The following is a 24,925-nucleotide window of genomic DNA, read 5'->3' on the forward strand; positions in this document are numbered from 1 at the left end:
TTATAATGTATTAAGTCAATATTGTTTTATTGAGTTGATTTGTATTTTTATATATTAATATTCATTAAAATTGTAATTGTAATTACGGAGACAAACGGTAAACACTCCATGAATGCTTATATCGTTGATATATAAATCGATCATGTAATCGGTATGTTCCGCCTTGCCAGAACTCCATGCTATTTATATTAATTTTATATCCACCCCAAAATTCAGGAAATGGTACTTTTTTGTGGAGATGATTGTTTTTGAATTCTAAAAATTTGTTTTCCAGTAAATCTTTGGAAGAAATAATTTTAGATTGGTTCGACACCCATGTGCTAATTTGATTGTTTTTTGGGCGTGTATAAAAATGTTTTAATACTTCTTTTTCTGAAAGTTTATCGACATTTCCTGTTATTATTACCTGTTTATCTATTTCATTCCAAAGAAAACATAAACTAACTTTGGGGTTATTGGCTAAATGAATGGCCTTGCGACTGTTAAGATTGGTATAGAATATCATTGTTTTATTAGTAAAATTCTTCAATAACACCATACGTTGATAAGGTTGACCGGTGTGATCTACCGTAGCTAAACACATTGCGGTAGGATCAGGTATTTTTGAATAATATGCTTGATGCAACCATATTGAAAATAACTGAATAGGTTGATTAGTTATATCTTTGTGTCGTAGCTGTCCGGATGTATATTCTCGTCTGATGTTGGAAATGTTATTTTTATTTATTAACATAAAATATGGCACAATACTAGAATAATAATTTCATTGATTTTAAGTTATGTACAAAAAATGTTAAGTAATCGATAAATATTTAAGTGTGTAATTATATACAGTCAACAAAGAATCGTGTTATATTATATATTTTATGAATTATGATATATTTAGAATTTTTAGTACAATATACTTGTATAATTTCTTTAAAATAAACAATATAAATGTGTTTGTGTTATTTAAAGGTACATACGTTCTTAGTTATATGAAATTTTCTAATTTTTATTGTGTAAATTTATAATGTTTTTTTCTAATTTAAAAATAATTTTGCTTAGAAAAATTGTTTCTTCATGGCTAATGCCACTAAAAATTTCGTTTCTAGTGATAGAAATAACACGATTTACTTCATTAATAATAGGTCTAGCATTATCAGTTAATTTGATTCGTTTAGCTCGTCGATCATTAACACAAGTATGTCTTATAATTAATGATTTTTCTTCAAGTTGATCAAGTGTTCGTACTAAAGATGGTTGTTCAATTCCTATAGCTTTTGCTAATTGTATTTGAGATTGATCTGGAGGTAATTGACAAATATTATGCAATGTAATCCAATGTGTTTGTGTGAGTTTTAAAGGTTTTAAACGATGATCAATTAAAGCACGCCATATTCTTACAAGGCGTGCCAAATCTGATCCTAATGGCGATTCCAATTTTTTCTTTCCTTATAATTGAATTTATTTTATTTTAGATATTTTGTCTATTTTAAATAAGTAGATATTCAATATATGAATATGTAATTATGGCATAATCGTGTCTATGATATTACGCTTAATATAATTTAATAAAATTATTGTAAAGTGATTGCTATCCCAGTTTATCAATTAGATACGTTATTATGTATAATTTAATTCATTAAAGTGTAACATACATTTATTATTGTATGTAAATTATTTTTAAGACTTGTGTTGAAAATAATTCATTGAATGAAATGTATTTATGTAAAATGAGTGAAATTCTAATTATAGTTAGAATTCTGTTTCAGAATGGTTTGTTTAGTGATTTGTGTTACAATATCATCCTCAGAAGTTGATTTTAAACAAATTAGTTTATTCAAAAGAAGTGTGTTGGATAAAAAAATCGGTGTTATTCATGATTTTATAATGAGTTATAAATATATTTATTAAAGTATCTGTTATTATATAAATAAGTGGTAGTTATTATATATTTTAGTATTTTTGGTGATTTAATAATAGGTATCAATATATGTAACCATTTTTAAAATTAAAAAAATATTTAATTTCAGGTATATTGATATAAATTGTATTTTTAAATAAAAATATATGTTTTAAAAAAAAATAGTTATTTACCATTTTTCATAGAATATCCGAAGAATCATTGTTACACAATAAATATAAAAATGTATTAAAATTTATGATAACATTAATTGTTTATGTAATGTAATATATTTTATAAATAAAAATGATTTATAAAGATGATCACAATACTCTTCGAACCAGATTTCGTGGGTTTTACCCGGTTGTAGTTGATGTAGAGACAGCGGGTCTTAACGCGAATACTGATGCTTTGTTAGAAATTGCTGTTGTTACACTTAAAATGGATGGGTATGGTTGGTTATGTGTAGATGATTCTCTTAATTTTCATATTAAATCATTTCCTGGAGCTATTATTCAACCGGAAGCATTAGCGTTTAATGGAATTGATTTAAATAGTCCTTTAAGAGCTGCAGTAACAGAGCAAGAGGCATTACAAAAAATTTTTGAAATGGTACATCAGGGTATTGAAACTCAAGAATGCAGTCGTGCTATTATCGTAGCACACAATGCGTTTTTTGATCATAGTTTTTTAATGGCGGCAGTAGAACGTGTAAGTTTTTCAGAAAATAATCCATTTCATCCTTTTGTTATGTTCGATACAGCTACTTTAAGTGGATTAGTATTTGGTCAAACTGTATTAGCTAAGGCATGTGCGCGAGCAGGTATTTGTTTTGATAAAAAAAAAGCACATTCTGCGTTATATGATACTGAGCGAACCGCAATGTTGTTTTGTGAATTGGTAAACAAATGGAAAAGACTTGGTGGTTGGCCATTAACCCCTTATTGTGCTGATTCTTAATGTGCGTCATTAAGACATTGGTATTATTATTATAGTTGTGTGTGTTTTGATGACACTAGGGAGGTTTTAAAATTTGAATATAAAATATATTTTATTCTACTTATGTAGATTTTATATATCCGCGTAATAATTATTTATATATTTAGTTCTCTTGTAAAGGGAAAATAAAAATTTTTAATTTAAATTATATCGTAATTTAACCTGATTAATCAGAGTGTGTAGTTTTCCGTTGCGACTCATATTAATCATGATGTCAGATCCACCTATTAATTTCCCTTCTATCCATAATTGAGGAAAAGTAGGCCAATTAGAAAATGTTGGTAAAGCATTTCTAATATCTATATGGATCAATACATCAATGTAAAAAAAAGATTGAACATGAGTGGATAATATTTGAGCAGCTTTTGATGAAAAGCCACATTTAGGAGCACTCGGGGTACCTTTCATGTATAAAACAATAGGATTTGTTTCTATTTGATTTTTGATTTTTTTTATTGTGTTGTTCATATTATATTTGTGTTAAAAATTAAAATTATATTTCTTAATAAATAAAATGAGCAAGCATTTTAAAATATTTGTATTTATCTCAATACAGATGAAGAATGTGATATTTAAAGCAAATCTTTCAAATTTTTCGTATATTAAATTTATATGCAAATTTATATATGTATTAATGAATACTTGTTGTTATTTTTTCAAATTAACAATAGATAGCGTTCTTTCAAAGCTGTTTATAACAGATTTTATAATAATGTCAACTTCAATATTTACTACATTACCTATTTTTTTGCTTCCAAGCGTTGTTTGTATTGCAGTATATGGGGTTAAACAAATACGTATATAATCATTGAATATTCTACTTACCGTAAGGCTGACTCCATCTACCCCAATGGATCCTTGGTGTAAAATATATTTTTTAAGATATTTTTTTTTTATATTGAACCATATTATTTTGTTGTTTTCTGAAGTAATTATTTTTATAATTTTCCCAGTGCAATCAACATGACCACTCATTAAATGCCCACCAATTTCAGAATGAAAACTTAGTGATCTTTCTATATTAATTAAATCTCCTGATTTTAGCATACCCATATTAGTTAATTTTAATGTTTCATGTATTAAGTTAAAACTAACTAGATTGTGTTGCATGGCAATAACAGTTAAACAACATCCATTATTTGATATAGAGTAACCAATTTTTAAATTTGATAGTAGATGCGTGGGTAATATAATTGTATACGTTTTAAAATTGGTTGATTCATAGATCGTATGAATTGGAACGACAGCCTGTATAATACCTGAAAACATATTTTTCAAATACTATTTAATATTATTATAAATTATATTTATTATAGCATATACTTTTTTTGTGTTAAATATAACTTTAAAATGATTTAAGTTCGTTTTTGATAGAAACATATTTTCTTAATATAAGATATTCTTAAAACATTTGACGTATGATATAATTACATGTATTTTGTTGTGCATAGGTATTGTTTTTTTTAGTAAACTATCTATGAATCTTTTCAATACGGTAAGAAATCAATAATGTGTTAGTAACACATTATGTGGGGATAATGAGTAATTAAGCATTGTTTTATTGTTGTGCGTTCTTAGCTCAGTTGGTTAGAGCGCTATCTTGACATGGTAGAGGTCGATGGTTCAAGTCCATTAGAACGCATTAGTTATTATTGTAATAAATTATTTGGTTTAAGATGATAATAAGGTATTTTTCTTTGTGTATACAGCTCAAAAAATAAGAAAGAAGGTTAGATTATTATCTAAATGTTGTATCAATAAAATTGATTTTCATTTTTAAATGATAGGGTAATTAATTATTTTAACATAATTAAAATGATACGATAGTAGAGTGTTTTTAAAAAAATTAATAAATGATTCTTTACTAATTATATTTTTATATAAGTCCAATTACTAAAGTAATTCTAATATAGGAGAGTATTTAAAGATGAAACCTAATAGATTCATGTGTTGTTCTGTAATCATTTTGAGTTCTTTTGTGTTGGCTAATTGCGCGAGTACAACTAAAATAAAAGAATTATCTTCTGAAATGCGTGATTTAAGCGAAAGAATTGATCAAATAAGCAGTGATATTGATGTTTTGCGTCCTGAGATAGAGAAAACAAAAAATGAGGCGACACGAGCTAATCAACGTATTGATAATCAAATTACTTCTTTTCATAAGTAATTTAAAAAAGATGTCGAGAAAAGTATGTGTACATAAGGATTCTTTAAAAATAAAAAATGATAAAACATTTGATTATAATTATAAATAATTATTGTATAAATATTTTAATTTGGAATAAAGTTATAGTTTATAGAGAACGGTTAACTTGACTCTGTATAGAGTCAAGTATCAGATGTATCCCTTGAGATCGAGATATAGTTAAGTTTTGTTTCAATTGTAATTGATTTATCAGAAAGGGTTTAATATCAATATTAGCGGCTTCTTTTAAATTTAATCCTTGGTATAAACTAAATATTATAGATATAATTCCTTTAACGATAGAAGAATCACTATGTCCGTATAGTTTAATCAAACTGTTATGGGGCGTTATAGAAGAAGTAGTCAAAGCAATCCATGTTTGACTTTGGCATCCAGGAATTAAATATTTGTGTGTACGCATATTTTCTGGAAATTCAGGTAGTAATTTTCCGAGACTAATTATATATATATATTTCTCTTCCCAATTAATGCAACTTAAGAAATTTTGTAATAATTGATTTTTTGTAGGAAATTTCATCATTGTTGTTAAAATAATAATTGTTTATTAGTTTAGTAAATGTTGCGCCTGCATGAGTCCATATGCTAATCGATCAATATCTTCTTTGTTGGTGTACATAGCTAAAGATGCACGACACATACCTGGTACTTTAAAATAATTCATAGTAGGTATTGCGCAATGGTGTCCTGTTCGTATAGCAATTCCGTATTGGTTTAATAACATTCCAATATCATATGAGTGATGTATCCCTAAATTAAAAGCAATAATCCCAACTCGTGTACTTGGTCCATATAATATTAGATTTGGAATGTTTTGTAATGTGTCTACAGCATACCGTATTAATTGATCTTCATGATTATAAATTTTATCAATACCTATGGTATTGATATATTCAATAGCACTTCCTAGTCCTATAATACCACTGATATTGGGAGATCCTGACTCAAATTTCCAGGGAGAGTCTATAAATGTTGTATTGTGAGTTAAACTTACATCTTGAACTATTCCACCTCCTACTATCCATGGGGGCATTTTTTGAAGTAATTTTCTTTTTCCATACATAATGCCAGTACCAGATGGCCCATATAGTTTATGCCCGGAAAATACATAAAAATCACAATCTAGTTTTTGTACGTCTACTGATTGATGTACGATGCCTTGAGCGCCATCTATTAAAATTAGAGCATTACTTTTTTTTCGAGCTATATTCGTTATTTCTGTTAACGGATTAATTGTTCCTAAAACATTAGACATGTGTGATACCGATAAGAGTCGAGTGCGATTATTTATAATTTTGGATAAGCTGGATATATTTAATGTGCCATTAGGAGTTAATGGTATATAATGTAACGCAATTTTTTTATTTTTTGACAATATTTGCCATGGAATAATATTGGCGTGGTGTTCCATTTCACTGATAATAATGTTATCTCCATAATTTATAAAATTATGTCCCCAACTGTTGGCGATGAGGTTGATAGCTTCAGTAGTGCTTTTTACAAAAACAATTTCTTCTCTAGATGCGTTAATAAAATTAGCTATATGTAAGCGTACTGTTTCCATGTGATCAGTTGATTCTGTACTCAATGTGTGAATACCTCGATGTACAGCAGCGTATTTATTACGATAGTAATGAGTTTGTGAGTCTATGACAATATTAGGTTTTTGAGCAGATGCAGCATTATCAAGATAAGTAAGAGGGTGTTGATTTATTATTCGGTTTAATATAGGAAAATCTGATCTAATTTTTTCTATGGGATAAATTGTCATATTTTGATCCTTATTAAAGCTTTATTGATTTTTTTCAATATAATATCTTGTAACATAGCATGTTTAATTAATCCTGTAATTTCAATAGTAAAAGCATAAATAAGCATTTTTAAAGCATCTTTTTTGGGAATACCGCGTGTACTTAGATAAAATAGATGATCAGCATCAATGTGCCCTATTGTTGCTCCATGACTGCATTTTACATCGTCTGAGTAAATTTCAAGTTTAGGTACACTATAAATAGTTGCATCTTGGTTTAATAGTAAATTATTGTTTATCATTATTCCATCAGTCTTTATAGAATTTGGATTTACTTTTATCAGACCATTAAACACACCGGTACTGTGATTACATGCTATTATTTTATGTAATTGCGTACTTGATGCATATTCTTGGTTGTTATGTTCTAAATAAGTGCATATATTTCCAATATCTTGTTTGGATAACAAAATTAAACTATTTAATGATAAGGATGATCCCGAGTGATTAATTTTGGCGCTGGTTTGATGAGATGTAAATTTAGGACCGAGAATTACAAAGATATTACTGTGTACATTTGAATATTGCCCTATATTAATATCGTTGTGTGCTATATGATAACTTGCATTATTCTCGAATATTAGTTTAAAGTGGTCTAATTTGGATCGGTTTCCTGTTGTAATAGACATACGTGCGCCGCTGAAGTGACTGTTGTTTTTATTGATGCTAATAAAATGTTCTATAACGCATGTGTTGGAATCATTGCCAATGTGAAGATGATGATGATAATGAGATGTAACTAATTTGTTTTTTACGTTAGATCCTTCATTAATATATAGTAAATATAATGGTTTTTTTGTTATTTTTTTTGTAGGTAAACTTATATGTATTGTTGCATCACTTAAGTATTCAGTTAAATATAAAAACATCTCTGGTTGAATGGGATGAGTTATTTCATGGCGATTGGGATCTCGATTGATTTTCATTATCCATGGATCAATATTTTTATCACTTAATTCAGGTGCTAATAGACCGTTAACAAATGTTAAGCAATAAGCATCTATAGGAAAACTTAATTTTTCATATTGCGGCGCATTTAATTTAAAATTTTTAGAGAATTCAAAATTATATGTTAAAAATTCTTTAAATGCCGTATGTTTCCAATTATCCTTGTTAAAATTAGGTAATCCAAGTATTTTAATACGTTCCCAATATTTATGCACCAAATCCGAATTAATATTATTTTTTTGTTTAAACAATCCATACCATTCGTTCAATACTCTATCTTTATTGTCCGCATAACCAACCATAACCTTTTTCCTCGATCTTTTTGACTAAAGAGATATCACCAGATTTTACGATATGACCCTGATGTAATACGTGCACATAATCAGGTTTAATATATTCTAAAATTCTTTGGTAATGAGTGATAATGACAAATGAACGTATTTTATTGTTTAATATATTAATACCATTATAAACGATTTTTACTGCATCAATATCTAAACCAGAATCTGTTTCATCAAGAATACATAGTAATGGTTCTAACATCATCATTTGAAGAATATCATTACGTTTTTTTTCTCCTCCAGAAAATCCAACGTTTACTGATCGACTCAACAAGTCATTAGGCATTTTTAACAATGTCATTTTTTTTTGAATCAGCTGGGTAAAATCAAACTTCTCCATAAGAGATTGGTGCCTGTATTTACGTATAGCGTTAACAGCGCTGTGTAAAAATAGTTGGTTACTGATCCCTGGAATATCTATTGGATGCTGAAATGCTACAAAGATTCCTTCCCCTGCGCGTTCTTCTGGCTTCAGAAGTAATAAATTTTTGTTTTTAAACAATATCTCTCCGTCAGTAACAACATAATCTTTTTGACCAGATAATGTAGCAGATAATGTACTTTTTCCTGATCCATTAGGCCCCATAATTATGTGTATTTCACCAGGATTAATTTCTAAATTTAATTTTTTTAGAATAGATATATTTTTTACGCTGACATCTAAATTTTTTATTGATAACATCAGCACTTCTCCTTTTTAAATGACTATGATTTATGAAAGTACTTATATTATGGGATTTTATCCAACGCTGTGTTCTAAAGTAATTTCTAGTAATTTTTGTGCTTCTACAGAAAATTCTAAAGGTAATTTAGAAAATATATCTTTGCAGAATCCATTTACAATCATAGAAATAGCATCATCTTCATTAATTCCACGTTGTCGACAATAAAACAGTTGATTATCGCTAATACGCGAAGTTGTAGCTTCATGTTCTAATTGTGAATTATTACTATGTGATTCAATGATAGGAAAGGTATGAGAACTACATTGTTTTCCTATCAGCATGGAGTCACATTGTGTAAAATTACGTGAATTTGAAGCAGATTTCATCATTTTAACTAATCCTCGATAAGTATTTTGACTGCTTCCAAGTGCAATACCTTTTGAAATAATAGTGGAGCGTGTATTTTCTCCTATATGAATCATTTTTGTTCCAGTATCTGCTTGTTGTATGCCATTAGTAATGGCGACTGAAAAAAATTCTCCAATAGAGTTTTTTCCTTTTAAAATTACACTTGGATATTTCCAAGTAATAGCGGATCCGGACTCAGATTGAGTCCAAGACATCTTAGCATTTTCTCCAGAACATAGTGCTCGTTTAGTAACGAAGTTTAAAATCCCACTTTGAGAATTTTGGTTGCCAGAAAACCAATTTTGTACTGTTGAATATTTTACTTGAGCATCTTTTAGAACAATAACTTCTACAACTGCTGCATGCAGTTGATAGTTATTATGTGTTGGAGCTGAACATCCTTCAATATAACTTACATAACTACCTGTATCTGCAATTAAAATGGTCCGTTCAAATTGTCCGGTTTTTTTAGAATTCATTCGGAAATAAGTTGAGAGCTCCATAGGACAGCGTACATTTTTAGGAATGTATACAAACGTACCATCAGATACAACTGCAGCATTAAGTGCAGCGAAAAAATTATCTTTAAAAGACACTACAGTTCCTAAATATTGACGTACTAAATCTGGGTAATCTCGAATAGCGTCGTGAAATGAACAAAAAATGATACCTTCTTTTAATAAGGTATGTCGGAACGTAGTAGACACGGAAACCGAATCAAATATAGCATCAACTGCCACGTTTCCTTCTTCATATACTGGGATACCTAGTTTATTAAAGGTTTGTTCTACTTCTGTGGTTAAGTATTTTGATTTATTTAAAAAAGTGTTTGTATTTTTTTGTGTTTCGTGGGTTTTTTGTTTAGTTACAGATGCTGGAGCAGAAAAATAGCTATAGGAATTATAATTGATTTTTTGATAATTTCCTTTTAACCAATGTGGTTCTTCCATATTACGCCAAGCGTGATAACCTGAAAGTCTAAATTCTAGCATCCATTTTGGTTCTGATCTTTTTTTTGAAATAGTGTGTATTATATCTTCATTAATACCCTGTTTGAGTTCTTCATTATTTAATTTGGTAAAAAAACCTTCCTTATAATATGAATTATCATGTGTATATAAATTTTTATTAATGTCATATATGTTAGAGTTATTATGTATCATAATAATAATACCTTTTTTTAAATGCTAAAACTTTCACCGCATCCACAAGAATGTTGAGCTTGAGGATTATTAAATTTAAACATATGATTTAATCCTTCTCGTGCATAATCTAATTCGGTTCCATCAACAAATGGCATGACGTGCAATGGTATGAATAATTTAGCTCCGTTACGTTCGTATATTAAGTGATCATCATCTAGTGATGTAACTTTATCCATAAGATATGAAAATCCTGCGCATCCTGATTTTTTTATGGTTACTTTCAATCCTAATATATTAGGATCTTTGTTTTTTAAGTGAAGAATTTGTTGTGCTGCTGCTTCAGTCAGTGTTAGACCATTCCAAGAAACATGTTTTTTGGATATGCAGTGTATATTTTTTTTGATATTATTTTTCATGATAAATTCCTTTAAATTTGTTACATAATATTTTACCATACTAAACACTCAATTATTTTTCATTGCATTAAATATTTATGAAAGTAAAAATATGCAAATAGAAAATGGTTCTACATATCTAATTGTATTAGAAATTATAGTTTATAATCATATGTTAATTTTTATAAATTTTCATTTAAATTCAACGAATGTTGAAATTTAGTACAGTATCTATTTAATAAAAATAGTGTATTAAAGATAGATTGTTGTAGTATTCTTCTAAAATTAATTTTTTATTTCAAACGATGTGAAATGTAACTGATATGGCAACTTCTTTCAGAATAACATATATTAAAAGTGTATGCTAATTGGTTTATTTTTTTTGATTAGTAGAAAATATTTCATATGAATCTTCTTATAATTAAGATGTATAACTACATATATGTAGTTACGTTGAAAATTTTTAAAATTTAATTGAAATTAAAGCTTATTAAAAATTAACAATGAATTAAGATGTTGTTTTGATTAACCAACTAGAAACTTCTGATAATTCTTTTTTGTGTTGAGGCCATATTTTCATCCATTCTTGACAACAAGAGAGAATGCTTTTATTATTATATGGAATGCCTACTAATTTTTTTGCCAGTGTTTCTAAAGGATCTGGTTCTAAACTGTCAGTGAAAATATGGGTACGATGAATAATACCACGTTCTATATCGAAATGTAACGTCACACTGCCCCAATCAAAACGGGTATCTAATTGATGTGTGAATGCAGGAGCGCTTCCGAAATTCCAGTTCCAATCACGTTGTTTATTGAATTGCTTTAAAAACTCTGGGATATTATAAAAATTATCTATAGATAATATTTCTGGCTGTACTCTCACTCCATGATATTGGAAAAACGCTTCTGTTAATCCTTGACATACTTCTTGGTGATTAATTCCAGGTTTTAATTCATTTAAGTTAGCAACTCTTGACCGAATAGAGGTAATCCCTTTAGTTTCTAGTTTTTTAGAATCTGGATTAAGATAATAAGCGAGTTTATTAATATCAACGTGTAAAAGTAGTGTGCCGTGATGAAATTTACGCCCAGATGTTTCACGATATGCAGAACCGCTAATTTTACGTTCTCCATTTGCTGTATGTATGACAATATCATTGCGTCCAGAAATGATGGCTTTAATCCCAATGTGACGCAATCCATTCAAAACTATATTAGAGGATACATATTTGTCATAATTTTCTTGAGTAGAAATGAAGGTAAAACAAGTATTACCTAAATCATGAAACACAGCGCCACCGCCACTACTTCTTCTAGCTAATTTAATGCCATCTCGTTCCATTCGGCGAGTGTTGCATTCTTTCCATGCGTTTTGAGCGCGTCCTATCACTACTGTATTTTGATTTCTCCATAAAAATAGTATAGATTGTTTTTTAGGTATGTTTTTAAATATATATTCTTCAAGTGATAAATTAAACCATGGATCATAAGAGTTAGATAATAATAATCGAAAAGAACGCATAGCTCCCCTTTTTTTGATATTTAATTAAAGCGTGAATCTTATATGCCATATGGAAATATACTATCATTAATAATAATAACTTTAAATTATTTTTTATTAAATTATCAGTATTGGAAATAAATTTGATCTGTGTTTTTAATTTACAATTATATTACAATTAATACAAATAAATCAAATTACTGGGAGGTGAATATAAGTTTCATCATTGTTTAAATATTATTATAATATATTTTTAATTTCTAATTGAGATACAGATATTTTTTATATATAAAACAGTTAAATATTCTTATTGAAATAAGTTTTAAATTTTGTTTACTAAATTTTAGTACAAGATATGAAGATTGTTGGTTTACATAATTAATATTATCTAATTATATTCGGTGTTTATTATATAAAATGTATACTTATTGTGCGGGTGTGTTTTTTTGTTTTGAAAGATTAAGTGATTAAAAAAAGGATATATAATATATATATTATATAAAAATTCATTTTTAATTATTTTTTAAATAGTATATAAATTAACATTTAAATATGATAATAGTAACGATACGAGTATTATTATCTTAATGTTCCATTGAAACGTTTTTTTAAAATCATCGAACATTTGTTAACAATATCAGAAATTTCTTCTTCTTTTAAAGTATGAGTTTTGCTTTGTAAATATAATTTAATAGTAAAACTTTTAAAACCTTTTTCAATGTTTTTACTTTTATAAACATCAGATAACTTGATGTCAACTAATTGATCTTTGTTATCAATTTTTTTGCATTCAGCAATGATAGATTCTGCGGATACTTTGTTTGGTACTATTATAGAAATATCACGAAAATTTTTAGGAAATTTAGAAATGGAAGTAACTTTAGATAATATAAATTGAGAAATCATATTCCACGATAACTCAAAAACTAGTGTTTGTGAACGTAAATTTAGTGTCATTTGTATAGAAGGATGAATCATACCAATGTATCCAATACATATATTTTCCAAATAAATTGCTGCACTTTGACCAGAATGTAATGCTGGATGTGTGTATTTTTTAAATCTAATACAATGTAACTTGTTAGTTAGGTTTAATAAAGCTTCTACATCTCCTTTTATATCGTAAAAATCTACTGGATGTATTTTTTTTAAATCCCAGTGTTCATTAAATCTAAGTCCAGATCGTATCCCAGCTATCATAAAATCTTGATACACTTGATTTTCAAAATTTTTTTGAGGAATAAAACATATACCGCTTTCAAATAATTTAATTTGTTTTTGTTGTCTATTTTGATTATATATTACTGTTTTGATTAATCCAGACCATAAAGATAGCCTCATAGTAGACATTTCTAATGTAATTGGATTTTTTAGAATTAATGGAATTTTTTTCGGGTGTAATAGTTTTTGCATACCAGAACTTACGAAACTATATGTTATTATTTCCTGATAACCACGATCTACTAATAAATTTTTTATTCTTGATAACGGTATAGTTGATGAATGGGTACGATCTGTTATTAAGTTTGTACAAATAGAAACGCGAGGGATATTGTTATATCCATAAATACGTGTTATTTCTGATATCAAGTTTTCTTCTATAGAGATATCAAAACGCCAAGTTGGTGGAAGTACTTTCCAGATGTTATCTGAAAATTTTATTTGAAAACCAAAGCGTCTTAAAATATGTGTAATTTCTGAATCTATGATATGAAATCCAATAATTTTGTCTAATTTAGTTCGATTTAATATGATATTGATTGGTTTTGGCAGTATATTTTTGTTAGTTATATTTACTATTGGACCAGGACAACCACCGCAGTTTTTTAGTAATAATGAGGTGACACGATCCAAAGCTAATTGAGATATGCTGGGGTCGATGCCTCGCACATAACGGAAGGAATACAGATCGTGAATGGGATGTAATATGGATTGACTCGCGATAGTAGACGGAGTAAAAACAGCAGATTGTAACATTATATGACGAGTTTCAGAACAAACAGAATATTTATTTGGAATGATTGCTCCAGCAATTGATAATGGTTTTTTACGATCAGATATGATGATGGTATTTTGCGATAATTTTAAATTATTGTGATTGGATAATGTTAGAATTTCTCCGATTTCAGAAAAACGTATACGTATTATGTTGCCATCAATTTTTGTATAATCAAAAACATGAATCGGTTGTCCTAACTCTAGCAATACATAATTAATAATGTCTACAACTATATTAACTGAACAGATGCCGCAGCGACGTAATTTCTCTGTTATCCATAAAGGCGTAGGAGCTGTAATATGAATGTTTTTTATAATTCTTCCCAAGTATTGTGGACATGCATCTGGAATTTCGACAGATATAGGGATGGTATCGTTGATTGTTGGAATAGTTGGTTCTATTTTTATTTTTTTTAATTTTAAATGATTTATAGCTGCTATTTCTCTAGAGATTCCGATGATACTCAGACAATCTCCTCTATTAGGAGTAACGTTGATTTCAATAATGTTATCATTAAAACGTAAATAGTTATAAAAGTTTTCTCCGATAGGTGCATTTGTAGGTAATTCTATTATATCTACTGTGTGGTTAATGATTCCGAATGTTGAAAAAGTACATAATATGCCTTCTGATTCTTTACCGTGTATTGTTTTTGTTTTAATTTTACGTCCATTTGGTAATACTGCTCCTACTTTAGCAACAACTACTCGAATATTTTTACGACAATTGGGGGCGGCGCAAACAATATTTAATAATTCATTATTACCTTTATTTACTTTTATTATCCACATGTTATTAACATTAGGATGCATTTTGCATTCTACAATTTCACCAATAATTACTCCATAAAAAATATTGATAACAGGTTTTAATTCATTAACTTTAAATCCAGCCATGGTTAATTGATCAACTAATTCAATGCTACTAATTGGTGGATTTATCCATTCGCGTATCCACATTTCACTAAATTTCATTTAAATGTCCTTGTATTATTTAAATTGATCAAGAAATTGTAAATCATTTTTAAAGAAAACGCGTATATCGTCAATATTGTATTGTAACATTGTTAGTCGTTCTATTCCTATGCCAAAGGCATATCCCGAAAATTTTTCTGTGTCAATATCAAAATGATGTAATATTTGGGGATGCACCATACCACATCCTAAAAGTTCTAACCAATTTTTAGTGTCTTGTTTCATTACGTCTATTTCTGCAGATGGTTCTGTAAATGGAAAATAAGATGGTCTAAAACGTAAAGTGGTATTTTTTCCGAAAAAATTATATAAAAAATCATATAATATTGTTTTTAGATGACTGAAGTTAACGTTAGAATCTACCATTAATCCTTCCATTTGATGAAACATAGGTGTATGGTTTTGATCATAGTCTTTGCGATATACTCGTCCAAAAGAAATGATACGAATGGGGGGGGGGTTATTTTTCATGAAACGTATTTGAACGCCGGATGTGTGTGTACGAAGTAAACGTTTTTCATCAAACCAAAAGGTATCATGTTCATCTCGGGAAGGATGATACTTAGAAATGTTTAAGGCATCGAAATTGAAGTAATCATTTTCAATTTCTGGACCATGTATTATGGAGAAGCCTAAAGAATTAAAAAAAACCTTCATACGTTTTATAGTACTCGTTATTGGATGATGTGTACCGGTATCTGATAAACGTCCTGGTAAAGTAACGTCTAATGTGTCGGTGATTAAGGTATTTTTTATATTTTTTGATTGTAAGAAGTTTTTATGTTTAATAAATAATGTGTATATATCTTTTTTGGCTTGATTAATAGCTGCTCCCAATTTAGGCTTAACATCTGATGGACTATCATTAAGATTTTTGATTTGTTGGTTCAGGTGTCCTTTTTTACCTAAAAATTTAATGCGTACTACTTCTAATTCATCTATATTGTTAGATTGCATTATGTTTGATTTCGCTAGTATAACTAAGTCGTTTATACGATCTAATGACATGAACACTCCGCTATAACTAATATAGCAATACAAGGTTGTTTTTTTGATATAATATATATGTAAAGAACAATTATATGATATTTTAATTTAATTAACTGTGCTAATTATTTAATATTACTAATACTAGTTGTAGTTGCATTATTATTATGAATTTTATATTACATGAATATGTATTTCTTATTGAGTAGATTTATGTATGTCTACAATTAATTTTTTTGCTTTGTCGACTAATTTAGAGAAGGTTTTTTTATCGAAAATGGCTATATCAGCAATCATTTTTCTGTTGATATATATATTAGATTTATGTAATCCATTTATTAAATTATTATAAGACATTCCATATTTATGTGATGCGGCATTGATACGATAAATCCATAATCGACGGAATAAGCGTTTCTTCTGACGACGGTCTCGATAAGAGTATTGTCCAGATTTTATAACTGATTGATAAGCAACACGATAAGTACGTGATCTTGCTCCATAGTAACCTGCTGCTTGTTTTAAAATTTTTTTATGACGAGCATGTGCTACTACACTGTTTTTTACGCGTGTCATACGTATTGCGCTCCTAATAATTTAAACGATGGTATATATAGATTTTCTTCAGTAATTCAAATACCATTGATTTATATGTATGGTAAACATTTCATAATTGTAGTCACATAAATTGTAGGAAGTATAGATTTCTGACGTAAATGGCGTTTATGTTTTGTAGATTTTTTTGTTAAAATATGTCGCATATAAGCATGTTTATGTTTGTAATTTCCTAAAGCTGTTATTTTAAATCGTTTTTTGGCCGATTGAAGTGTTTTAATTTTAGGCATATACTGATCTCTATAATTTTTTATTATGTGTTTTAACGCCAAGATCTAGATAATGAAATTGCTATTTATATACATTTAAATAGTAGATATTGTTATTTCTTTTTTGGAGCCAAAATCATAGTCATTTGGCGCCCTTCAATTTTATTAGAAAAAAATTCTACTGTCGTTAATTCATGCAACTCATTACGTATTCGGTATAACATTTTTGTACCAAGTTGGTGGTGTACTAATTCTCCTCCTCTAAAACGTAAGGTTATCTTGACCTTATCTCCTTCGTTGAGAAATTTAATTAAATTACGTAATTTAACTTGGTAGTCTCCTTCATCAGTACTTGGTCTGAATTTTATTTCTTTAACGTGAATCACCTTTTGTTTTTTCTTTTGTTCTTTTGTGGATTTGCTCTTTTCGTATAGAAATTTACCGTAGTTCATAATTCTACATACAGGTGGATCGGAATTAGGACTAACTTCAACTAAATCAAGACCAATGTCTTCAGATTGCTTAAGCGCTTCATGTAAACTAACCACACCGATTTGTTTTCCGTCTACTCCAGTTAGACGGACGTTTTTAGCGCTGATTTCTCTGTTAATACGATTTAATCGTATTGATTGTATTTTTTTTACGAATTTAATAATATGTTATTCCTCCATTTGATAAACACTGTAACTTTTAATTTCGTGTAGTAATTTTTTTATAAATATATCAATATTACAGTTTTTTAATGTTTGACCTCGATATGTACGTATAGCTACTGTATTTTGATTCATTTCTTTGTTTCCGCAAATTAACATATAAGGTATGCGTTGTAAGGTATAATAGCGAATTTTAAATCCTATTTTCTCATTTCTCAAGTCTACTTTTGTTCTTATTTTTTTATTTGTTAGCTTTTTTTCTATAGCAGAAATGTATTCGGATTGTTGATCAGTGACGTTTATGAGTACAACTTGTGTTGGGGCTAGCCACGTTGGGAAAAATCCTGCATATTCTTCTGTTATTAAACCAATAAAACGTTCCATGGACCCAAGGATTGCTCTGTGAATCATTACGGGAACAACGCGATTATTATGATGATCGATATAATATGTGTTTAATAGATTTGGTAAAGAAAAATCTAATTGTATTGTACCACATTGCCAGGTTCTACCTAGAGAATCGAGTAAAGTAAATTCTATTTTAGGGCCATAAAATGCGCCATCATTAGGTTGATATTGAAATGTAATATTATTATGTTGAAGTGCAATAGATAAATGCTGTTCTGCCATATCCCATATTGAATCAGTACCAATTCTTTTTTCAGGGCGGGTAGATAATTTTACTAAGATTGTTTTAAAACCAAACGTATTATATACATCGTACATCATTTTAATGCAGTGATTTAATTCGTCGAATATTTGTGTTTTTGTACAAAAAATATGACCATCATCTTGGGTAAATTCTCGTGTTCTCATGAGCCCATGTAAAGATCCAGATGGTTCATTTCTATAACAATTTCCAAATTCAGCTATGCGATAAGGTAAATCTTTATAAGACTTAATACCTTGATTAAAAATTTGAATGTGTCCTGGACAATTCATTGGTTTAATACAATACTCATTATTTTCTGAAGAGGTAGTAAATATATGTTCATGATAATTATCCCAGTGACCTGTTTTTTTCCATAATGCATGATTAATCATAACAGGACTTTTTACTTCTTGATATTCATATATTTTGAGTTGTATTCGTATAATTTTTTTTAGTTCTTGTAATAAGATCCATCCGTTTTGATGCCAAAATATCATACCAGGGGCATCTTTTTGTGTGTGGTATAGGTGTAATTGTTTCGCAAGATTGCGATGATCATATTTTTTAAGTGCTTGTGACATATTTTGTAAGTTATATATTATTATTTTTTTATTTTTAGAAAAGATGAAAAATACAATAATTTTTTATTTTACTGTTTTTATTCTAGTAAGGTCCATAAATTTTAGATAATTTGAGATTTTGATAAAAATTTATGTTAGGTATATGTGATCCAAAATATATATATATATATTGATATATGTTCATGATAATACAACTCGGTTGTTTAATAAGGTAAAATATTTGTTATATACAATGGATATTGTATATATTCTTCACCATGTGCATAGATAACTCTTCTGTAATTTTTTTAGATAATGTTGGTTGTAATAAATATGCGTTTTTATTTTATCAAGTATTACCTGAGTTTGACATAATTATTAGATTATTTTTTGAGATAATATAAAGATCTATGTCATAATAAAATCCTATGTTTATTGTTGGATTATAATGCTATTTTGGTTGTGTTATAATGGACTGATTTTCTCATTGCATGTTGTTTTAGTAAATATGCACAGTTAAAGTGATTATATGTAATTCCGTTCTATATTTTGTATGATAACTGTAATATTTAAATTTTAATGTGTTAAATTGAAAATATCAGTAACCTTAATAGGTGTCTGTTCAGATAAATAATTTTTTATATAAATTTAGATCCATCTCCTCTCTAAACTTATAGAGGAGATGGAGTATAATTTTATTGATTTTTGTTTTTTAAAGTTATTAAAAGCATTAACGATGGTATTTATATTCTAATATTTTTATATGTTATTTGTTATGTAATAAGGTTTAATTTGTTTAGGTTTATTCTGCCATTTTCATTGGATGAAATACCATCCTGCAGCATATGTTAAACATATTAACTTATTATGAAGAAATAATAGAATACTCGTAGATACTTTCAATTTATTGATGCTTATAAAATATTTTCCTCACACCAGTAACATTTTTGTCATTCTATCATAATATTGTTATGTGTGAAGAATATAAAATTCTAAAAATCGTATTTAAATCCAATTGATATTGAAAATTGATTGATAATAATATAATTTTTTATTAATGCATATATATTTCTGCATAAGAAGTATATAGATCTTTATGTTTGTTTAGAGGATATATTTTTGATGTTCTACCAAATATTAGAATTTGTAATTAGTAGTTATATTATATTAAGTGTTTAATTAATATTTTTTATAAATTTATAATTTTTGTTATCTTGAGTGTATCAAGATTAATTCTTTAAAATAAAAAATATTTTTTAATTAATTATTTATAAATTTTGTTACTGACAGAGATTAATTACTTATTAATTTTTTTAATGAAAATACATTAAAATAATAACAAAAATCAGATAATTCAAGTGTATTTTAAACAAAACATACACGAAAATTTATAAATAAAAACGAATCATTATAGGTAACTGGTACGCATGTATTTTAATTTATTACATAAAGGTATAGGTACTACCTGCATAATATTTATATACTTTATTGTATTTATTTTTTATTTACATAGTGATATCTTATCATCAAATTTTTTGGATGCATTCCATGAATGTAAGATTTGGAAATTATTAGCATGAGTTTTTGTATAAGTAAACGTAACCGATCATAATAAGTTATTATATGTATTATAATACATATAATTCATTAATAATCGTCACGGGTATAATAATATTAAATGAATATTAATAAGAATTCAAATCTATATATAATAATAAAATTAATAAACGATAATAAAATGATAGATATACGACACTGTTTTTAAAAAACAGCAAATGTTATTTTTTTTATGATTTTTATTTAATTTTAAATTATAAATTATGTTTAAGGTGATGTTGTGATTGATCATTGGTACTGGGATTAATAAAATTTAACTGTTAAACATATTAAATTGGTTGATTGGCCTATTCTGAATGTATGACAATTTTTATTATAAAGTGTATATGATGTTATATTTTTAACAGAAGTATATTTATTTTATGATGAAAAAATTTCGAATGGATGTTACTATGGTCATAGTAATGTTTTAAAGTTGTAATATTTTTGATTACATGAAAAAAATTAAATAAATTTAAAATATTTATATGCAATATTAAATTTTAGATACATTGCTATTAAAAAATAATTTTAATTAGAAAATTTTTTTTTTATTATTAATTCAATATTTTGATGTGTAATTTTAAAAAGATTTAACTAATTCATCAATAGCTTTCATCTGCTTTAAGAAATTTTCTAATTGATTTAGAGGTAATGCAGAGAATCCATCACATTTAGCGCAACGAGGGTTAGGATGTGCTTCCAGAAATAATCCAGCTATCCCTACTGCAATACTCGCTCTAGCGATATCATAAATTTGTGTATTTCTTCCTCCAGAAATGGGACTTAATGGATTACGTGTTTGTAAAGAATGCGTGACATCTACTATTATCGGGCAGCCTTTAGAAACGTGATTCATTATGTTCAATCCTAGCATATCTACTATTAAGTTATTATAGCCAAATACAGTGCCACGTTCACATAAAATAATTTTTTTATTGCTAAATGAATGACACTTCTTAACAATGTGTATGATTTGAGTAGGGCTCATATATTGTGGTTTTTTTATATTAATTGGCATACCAGTCTGCGCAATAGATGCAATTAAATCAGTTTGTCGGGCTAAAAACGCGGGAATTTGTAGTACATCTACTACTTCTGATACAGTTTTTACTTGGTAAATTTCATGTACGTCAGTCATAAGTTTGACTCCAAACATTTCCCGCAATTCTTGTAGTAAACGTAAACCTTCTTCTAATCCTGGCCCACGATATGAATCAATTGATGAACGATTTGCTTTGTCGAAAGATGCTTTAAATACATGAGGTATATTTAGCTTATGAGTTATGTTGACATAATGCTCGCAAACTTTTATGACTATATCTCGTGACTCCAAAACGTTCATCCCGCCAAATAACACGAATGGTAAATTATTGGATACTTTTATATTGGAGATATCGACTATTAATTGTTGCATGTATTGTATTTTCCAACATTTTGAGTTTTAAGAACATAAAACTGTAAAATTTTTTAATCACTGATTAGTGCTGATATTCATTAAAAGATAACCATAGTACATCAGCCTCGTAATGAACATTGCTCAGCTATGATTTAGTTAAATAAATATATTATAATATAAAAGATTGGATAAATTTAATATTTTTATAGTATAAATATAGTTTGTGGGTTTGTGTATACTTAAATACTGTTGTATGGTTATTTAAGTTGCGGTGTATCCTTATTGGTTTTTGAATTTATTTATTTAGCTTGTATTATTTATCAGTTAAATATGCAATTTGTTAAAATATAAAATAATAATATTGTTAATAGGATTTCCATTTTCCGTATGTGACGCGCTCATAATGATGATAATCGCGTATCGTATGAATATGAGTAAATCCATATTTTAAAAATAAAGTACGTATATAATTTCCTTGATTCCATCCATGTTCTAAGACTAACCATCCATTTTGGCGTAAATGTTGAGTGGAATATTTGCAAATCACTGTTAAGTCTTTTAAGCCTTTTTGTTGCGATACTAATGTGTTTTGAGGTTCAAAAATCATATCGATAGATTGTAAACATGGATCATTTTTGTCGATATATGGTGGATTACTAACAATTAGGTTAAATTTTTTCCCTATTAAATATTTAAACCAATTTCCATATATAAATTTTACATTTTTAAAATCGAGTAAAAGTTTATTGCTATGGGCAAGAAATAATGCTTGTTTTTGACAATCTACTCCTGTAATTTTCCAGTTGGGTCGTTCTGATGCAAGTGCTAAAGCTATTGTGCCTACTCCAGTGCCTAAATCTAAAACATTTAAGTGAGATACTTTTAATAAATCAAATACATGTCTTACTAAGCATTCTGTATCTGGCCTAGGAATAAATGTACCTGGGGCAACTTTAAGATTTAAGGACCAAAATTCTTTTGAACCAACAAGGTAAGCTATAGGTTCTCCTTTGCTTCTTCTATAGATTAAAGATCTTAACTGAATAATAGTCTCATATTTTAGTAATGATTCTCCAAATGCTAATAATTGAGTACGAGATTTTTTGGTGATTTGACTTAAAATAATTTCTGCATCTCTTTTTGGGCTTATAGATTTTTTTAGTTTTAAATGAGCCCAATGTAACCATTGATCCCATGTCATTATTTGAGCTCTAATAACTTATTAAGTTGATCGGATTGATATTGATTGATAATAGGTTGTATTAAGATATTTAATTCTCCGTTCATTATGTCATTTAATTTATATGATGTAAAAGAAATACGATGATCAGTAATTCGGCCTTGTTGAAAATTATATGTACGAATACGATCAGATCGATCTCCAGTACCTAGTAGATTACGTCGGGTGCAGGATACTTCTTGTTGTCGACGTTTCATTTCAATAGCATGTAATCGAGAACCTAGTACCGATAAGGCTTTGGCTTTGTTTTTATGTTGTGAACGTTCATCCTGGCATTCTACAACCAATCCACTTGGTATATGGGTAATACGGATTGCTGAATCTGTAGTGTTTACATGTTGTCCTCCTGCACCTGATGATCGAAAGGTATCAATTCTTAAATCATGAGGATCAATACTCGGTAATTCAATATCTGGTATTTCTGGAATTACAGCGATTGTGCAGGTAGAAGTATGAATTCGACCTTGAGATTCAGTATGTGGTACTCGTTGTACGCGATGTCCTCCAGATTCAAATTTTAAGAAACTATATGCGCCTTTGTAAGGAATTTTAGCAATGATTTCTTTGTAACCACCGCATTCTCCATAAGCAACATTAATAATTTCCATTTTCCATCGATGCACTTCTGCATAACGAGCATACATTCGAAATAGTTCTCCTGCAAAAATTGCTGCTTCTTTTCCACCGGTTCCAGCTCTTAGTTCAATAAAACAACCTAGCTGATCATTAGGATCGATGGGTAATAATAGTATTTTTAAGTTTTGTTCAAGATTATACTGATTCAAATAGAATGTTTTGAGTTCGTCTTGTGCAATATCATGCATATCTATATCGTCAAGCATTTTTTTTGTATTAGTTATTTCTTGTTTTATATTCAACCAACGTTTAAAATGAATAACTATTTCAGATAGTCGAGCATGTTCCTTAGATAAGGTACGAAAATGTTTTTTGTCATTAATAATATTAGGTTTATTGAGTAATTTTTCTAATATATTAAAACGTTCCTGTAAGGCTATTAGTTTATTGACAATAACAGGATTCATATATATTTTTCTTAAGGAAAAGTAGATTTTTATTGTTTAGAAAATAATTGATAAGGTTAATAATTCACCGGTATAATTTAAACATATATTACTCTGTTGCATGATATTGTTGATTTTTTTTGTACGACATAAATTATATTTTAACTATTTTTACATGCAAAAGTAAAAAGAACCATATATGTTTGTTTATAAATATAATTGAAACACTAACACCTGAATTATGATATCATATATTTTGTATTCATACAACAATTTAATTTTTATTTTTTTAACATATAAACTTATAAGTGATGAATGTTTATCATCGAATAAAATTTTTAATAGTTATTAAAGGATATAGTTGTGCATACAACTAAAATTATTTAAAAAATTTAATTTTGTTACTAATTTAATAAATACTTAACTGTAATGATTATTTGTGTAATAAATTAATATGTATATAGATATTTCGAATAAATAGTAAAAATGAAAATATTGAAATTTAAAAAAATTAAGTAGAAAAAATTGTATTTTTTTATCTAAAGATGTTAAATATTAAATTTAATAAATATTTAGATGAGTCAAATATTATTTATCTTAACTATCAGATAGATAATTGTATTTAAGATATAAATTGTAAAGTGAGTAGAATAAGTGACATTTATATTTTGAATAATGATTTTTAATTTTAATATTTAAATGTATCAATATAGGTG

The 24,925-nt window shown here is 27.8% G+C and carries 21 protein-coding genes, 1 tRNA gene and 1 pseudogene; 3 read left to right on the forward strand and 20 right to left on the reverse strand.

The features are described 5' to 3' along the window. Positions 1-82 precede the first annotated feature (82 nt). Together pdxH and slyA are read right to left on the reverse strand one after the other, a co-directional pair. Positions 83-733, reverse strand: a complete 651-nt coding sequence (gene pdxH, locus M9397_RS00795; RefSeq protein ID WP_250227073.1) for a pyridoxamine 5'-phosphate oxidase — start codon at positions 731-733, stop codon at positions 83-85. A gap of 254 nt (positions 734-987) precedes the next feature. After that, positions 988-1,422, reverse strand: coding sequence for a transcriptional regulator SlyA (slyA, locus tag M9397_RS00800; RefSeq protein WP_250227074.1), 435 nt, complete (start codon positions 1,420-1,422; stop codon positions 988-990). A gap of 769 nt (positions 1,423-2,191) precedes the next feature. On the opposite strand from slyA, the gene rnt reads away from it, so the two are divergent. Beyond that, positions 2,192-2,845 (forward strand): ribonuclease T, encoded by a 654-nt coding sequence (gene rnt / locus M9397_RS00805; RefSeq protein ID WP_250227075.1) that lies wholly within the window; start codon positions 2,192-2,194, stop codon positions 2,843-2,845. Between the two features lie 174 nt (positions 2,846-3,019). Here rnt and grxD read toward each other — a convergent pair whose 3' ends face one another. Together grxD and M9397_RS00815 are read right to left on the reverse strand one after the other, a co-directional pair. Continuing rightward, on the reverse strand, positions 3,020-3,352 hold the full coding sequence (gene grxD / locus M9397_RS00810) for a Grx4 family monothiol glutaredoxin (RefSeq protein ID WP_250259786.1): 333 nt from the start codon (positions 3,350-3,352) through the stop codon (positions 3,020-3,022). 180 nt (positions 3,353-3,532) lie between these two features. Continuing rightward, positions 3,533-4,153, reverse strand: a complete 621-nt coding sequence (locus M9397_RS00815; RefSeq protein WP_250227077.1) for a riboflavin synthase subunit alpha — start codon at positions 4,151-4,153, stop codon at positions 3,533-3,535. Between the two features lie 299 nt (positions 4,154-4,452). Here M9397_RS00815 and M9397_RS00820 point away from each other — a divergent pair. Both M9397_RS00820 and M9397_RS00825 read left to right on the forward strand, forming a co-directional pair. After that, positions 4,453-4,526, forward strand: a tRNA-Val gene (locus M9397_RS00820). Between the two features lie 285 nt (positions 4,527-4,811). Beyond that, entirely contained in the window at positions 4,812-5,051 is a 240-nt protein-coding gene (locus M9397_RS00825) for an LPP leucine zipper domain-containing protein (RefSeq protein ID WP_250227078.1), read from the forward strand. 127 nt (positions 5,052-5,178) lie between these two features. Here the strand turns inward: M9397_RS00825 and M9397_RS00830 are convergent, their stop codons facing one another. The 16 genes and pseudogenes from M9397_RS00830 to prfA all read right to left on the reverse strand — a co-directional run bounded on the left by M9397_RS00830 (position 5,179) and on the right by prfA (position 24,230). Next, positions 5,179-5,607, reverse strand: a complete 429-nt coding sequence (locus M9397_RS00830) for a SufE family protein (protein WP_250259788.1) — start codon at positions 5,605-5,607, stop codon at positions 5,179-5,181. A gap of 27 nt (positions 5,608-5,634) precedes the next feature. After that, the gene (locus tag M9397_RS00835) at positions 5,635-6,858 is read right to left on the reverse strand and encodes a SufS family cysteine desulfurase (protein ID WP_250227080.1); all 1,224 of its coding nucleotides are present in this window, start codon (positions 6,856-6,858) and stop codon (positions 5,635-5,637) included. Continuing rightward, positions 6,855-8,147 (reverse strand): Fe-S cluster assembly protein SufD, encoded by a 1,293-nt coding sequence (gene sufD / locus M9397_RS00840; protein ID WP_250227081.1) that lies wholly within the window; start codon positions 8,145-8,147, stop codon positions 6,855-6,857. The genes M9397_RS00835 and sufD overlap by 4 nt, the downstream gene beginning before the upstream one ends. Beyond that, positions 8,125-8,868, reverse strand: a complete 744-nt coding sequence (gene sufC, locus M9397_RS00845; RefSeq protein WP_250227082.1) for a Fe-S cluster assembly ATPase SufC — start codon at positions 8,866-8,868, stop codon at positions 8,125-8,127. Before sufC ends, sufD begins: the two co-directional genes overlap by 23 nt. A 57-nt stretch (positions 8,869-8,925) precedes the next feature. Continuing rightward, positions 8,926-10,422 carry a Fe-S cluster assembly protein SufB gene (gene sufB / locus M9397_RS00850; RefSeq protein WP_250259790.1) on the reverse strand — a complete coding sequence of 499 codons (1,497 nt, stop codon included), beginning with the start codon at positions 10,420-10,422 and terminating at the stop codon, positions 8,926-8,928. Between the two features lie 17 nt (positions 10,423-10,439). After that, a complete protein-coding gene (gene sufA / locus M9397_RS00855) occupies positions 10,440-10,820 on the reverse strand; it encodes a Fe-S cluster assembly scaffold SufA (RefSeq protein ID WP_250227084.1) in 381 nt (126 codons plus the stop codon). A 487-nt stretch (positions 10,821-11,307) separates the two neighbouring features. Then, positions 11,308-12,324: a lipoate--protein ligase gene (locus tag M9397_RS00860; RefSeq protein WP_250227085.1), complete on the reverse strand. Its 1,017-nt coding sequence runs from the start codon at positions 12,322-12,324 to the stop codon at positions 11,308-11,310. A 558-nt stretch (positions 12,325-12,882) separates the two neighbouring features. Then, positions 12,883-15,276 (reverse strand): phenylalanine--tRNA ligase subunit beta, encoded by a 2,394-nt coding sequence (gene pheT / locus M9397_RS00865; RefSeq protein ID WP_250259792.1) that lies wholly within the window; start codon positions 15,274-15,276, stop codon positions 12,883-12,885. A gap of 15 nt (positions 15,277-15,291) precedes the next feature. Then, a complete protein-coding gene (gene pheS, locus M9397_RS00870; protein ID WP_250227087.1) occupies positions 15,292-16,284 on the reverse strand; it encodes a phenylalanine--tRNA ligase subunit alpha in 993 nt (330 codons plus the stop codon). Positions 16,285-16,461: 177 nt separating this feature from the next. Continuing rightward, positions 16,462-16,839 carry a 50S ribosomal protein L20 gene (gene rplT, locus M9397_RS00875; RefSeq protein ID WP_250227088.1) on the reverse strand — a complete coding sequence of 126 codons (378 nt, stop codon included), beginning with the start codon at positions 16,837-16,839 and terminating at the stop codon, positions 16,462-16,464. A 71-nt stretch (positions 16,840-16,910) separates the two neighbouring features. Next, entirely contained in the window at positions 16,911-17,108 is a 198-nt protein-coding gene (gene rpmI / locus M9397_RS00880) for a 50S ribosomal protein L35 (protein WP_250227089.1), read from the reverse strand. Positions 17,109-17,200: 92 nt separating this feature from the next. Then, a complete protein-coding gene (gene infC / locus M9397_RS00885) occupies positions 17,201-17,740 on the reverse strand; it encodes a translation initiation factor IF-3 (protein WP_250227233.1) in 540 nt (179 codons plus the stop codon). A 6-nt stretch (positions 17,741-17,746) separates the two neighbouring features. Then, positions 17,747-19,145 (reverse strand): annotated as a pseudogene (gene thrS, locus M9397_RS00890) (threonine--tRNA ligase); the annotation flags it as partial. A gap of 1,986 nt (positions 19,146-21,131) precedes the next feature. Next, positions 21,132-21,965 (reverse strand): 3-deoxy-8-phosphooctulonate synthase, encoded by an 834-nt coding sequence (kdsA, locus tag M9397_RS00895; protein ID WP_250227090.1) that lies wholly within the window; start codon positions 21,963-21,965, stop codon positions 21,132-21,134. Between the two features lie 346 nt (positions 21,966-22,311). Continuing rightward, entirely contained in the window at positions 22,312-23,148 is an 837-nt protein-coding gene (gene prmC / locus M9397_RS00900; protein ID WP_250227091.1) for a peptide chain release factor N(5)-glutamine methyltransferase, read from the reverse strand. Continuing rightward, positions 23,148-24,230, reverse strand: a complete 1,083-nt coding sequence (gene prfA, locus M9397_RS00905) for a peptide chain release factor 1 (RefSeq protein WP_250227092.1) — start codon at positions 24,228-24,230, stop codon at positions 23,148-23,150. The genes prmC and prfA overlap by 1 nt, the downstream gene beginning before the upstream one ends. Between the last annotated feature and the right edge of the window lie 695 nt (positions 24,231-24,925).

The sequence above is a fragment of the Blochmannia endosymbiont of Camponotus sp. C-003 genome (assembly GCF_023585685.1).
Taxonomy (GTDB): Bacteria; Pseudomonadota; Gammaproteobacteria; order Enterobacterales; family Enterobacteriaceae; genus Blochmanniella.

Excerpts from the sequence above, each read along its gene's own strand:
- pdxH (WP_250227073.1), bottom strand. The coding sequence starts at position 733 with ATGTTAATAAATAAAAATAACATTTCCAACATCAGACGAGAATATACA.
- rnt (WP_250227075.1), top strand. The coding sequence starts at position 2,192 with ATGATTTATAAAGATGATCACAATACTCTTCGAACCAGATTTCGTGGG.
- grxD (WP_250259786.1), bottom strand. The coding sequence starts at position 3,352 with ATGAACAACACAATAAAAAAAATCAAAAATCAAATAGAAACAAATCCT.
- M9397_RS00815 (WP_250227077.1), bottom strand. The coding sequence starts at position 4,153 with ATGTTTTCAGGTATTATACAGGCTGTCGTTCCAATTCATACGATCTAT.
- M9397_RS00825 (WP_250227078.1), top strand. The coding sequence starts at position 4,812 with ATGAAACCTAATAGATTCATGTGTTGTTCTGTAATCATTTTGAGTTCT.
- M9397_RS00830 (WP_250259788.1), bottom strand. The coding sequence starts at position 5,607 with ATGAAATTTCCTACAAAAAATCAATTATTACAAAATTTCTTAAGTTGC.
- M9397_RS00835 (WP_250227080.1), bottom strand. The coding sequence starts at position 6,858 with ATGACAATTTATCCCATAGAAAAAATTAGATCAGATTTTCCTATATTA.
- sufD (WP_250227081.1), bottom strand. The coding sequence starts at position 8,147 with ATGGTTGGTTATGCGGACAATAAAGATAGAGTATTGAACGAATGGTAT.
- sufC (WP_250227082.1), bottom strand. The coding sequence starts at position 8,868 with ATGTTATCAATAAAAAATTTAGATGTCAGCGTAAAAAATATATCTATT.
- sufB (WP_250259790.1), bottom strand. The coding sequence starts at position 10,422 with ATGATACATAATAACTCTAACATATATGACATTAATAAAAATTTATAT.
- sufA (WP_250227084.1), bottom strand. The coding sequence starts at position 10,820 with ATGAAAAATAATATCAAAAAAAATATACACTGCATATCCAAAAAACAT.
- M9397_RS00860 (WP_250227085.1), bottom strand. The coding sequence starts at position 12,324 with ATGCGTTCTTTTCGATTATTATTATCTAACTCTTATGATCCATGGTTT.
- pheT (WP_250259792.1), bottom strand. The coding sequence starts at position 15,276 with ATGAAATTTAGTGAAATGTGGATACGCGAATGGATAAATCCACCAATT.
- pheS (WP_250227087.1), bottom strand. The coding sequence starts at position 16,284 with ATGTCATTAGATCGTATAAACGACTTAGTTATACTAGCGAAATCAAAC.
- rplT (WP_250227088.1), bottom strand. The coding sequence starts at position 16,839 with ATGACACGCGTAAAAAACAGTGTAGTAGCACATGCTCGTCATAAAAAA.
- rpmI (WP_250227089.1), bottom strand. The coding sequence starts at position 17,108 with ATGCCTAAAATTAAAACACTTCAATCGGCCAAAAAACGATTTAAAATA.
- kdsA (WP_250227090.1), bottom strand. The coding sequence starts at position 21,965 with ATGCAACAATTAATAGTCGATATCTCCAATATAAAAGTATCCAATAAT.
- prmC (WP_250227091.1), bottom strand. The coding sequence starts at position 23,148 with ATGACATGGGATCAATGGTTACATTGGGCTCATTTAAAACTAAAAAAA.
- prfA (WP_250227092.1), bottom strand. The coding sequence starts at position 24,230 with ATGAATCCTGTTATTGTCAATAAACTAATAGCCTTACAGGAACGTTTT.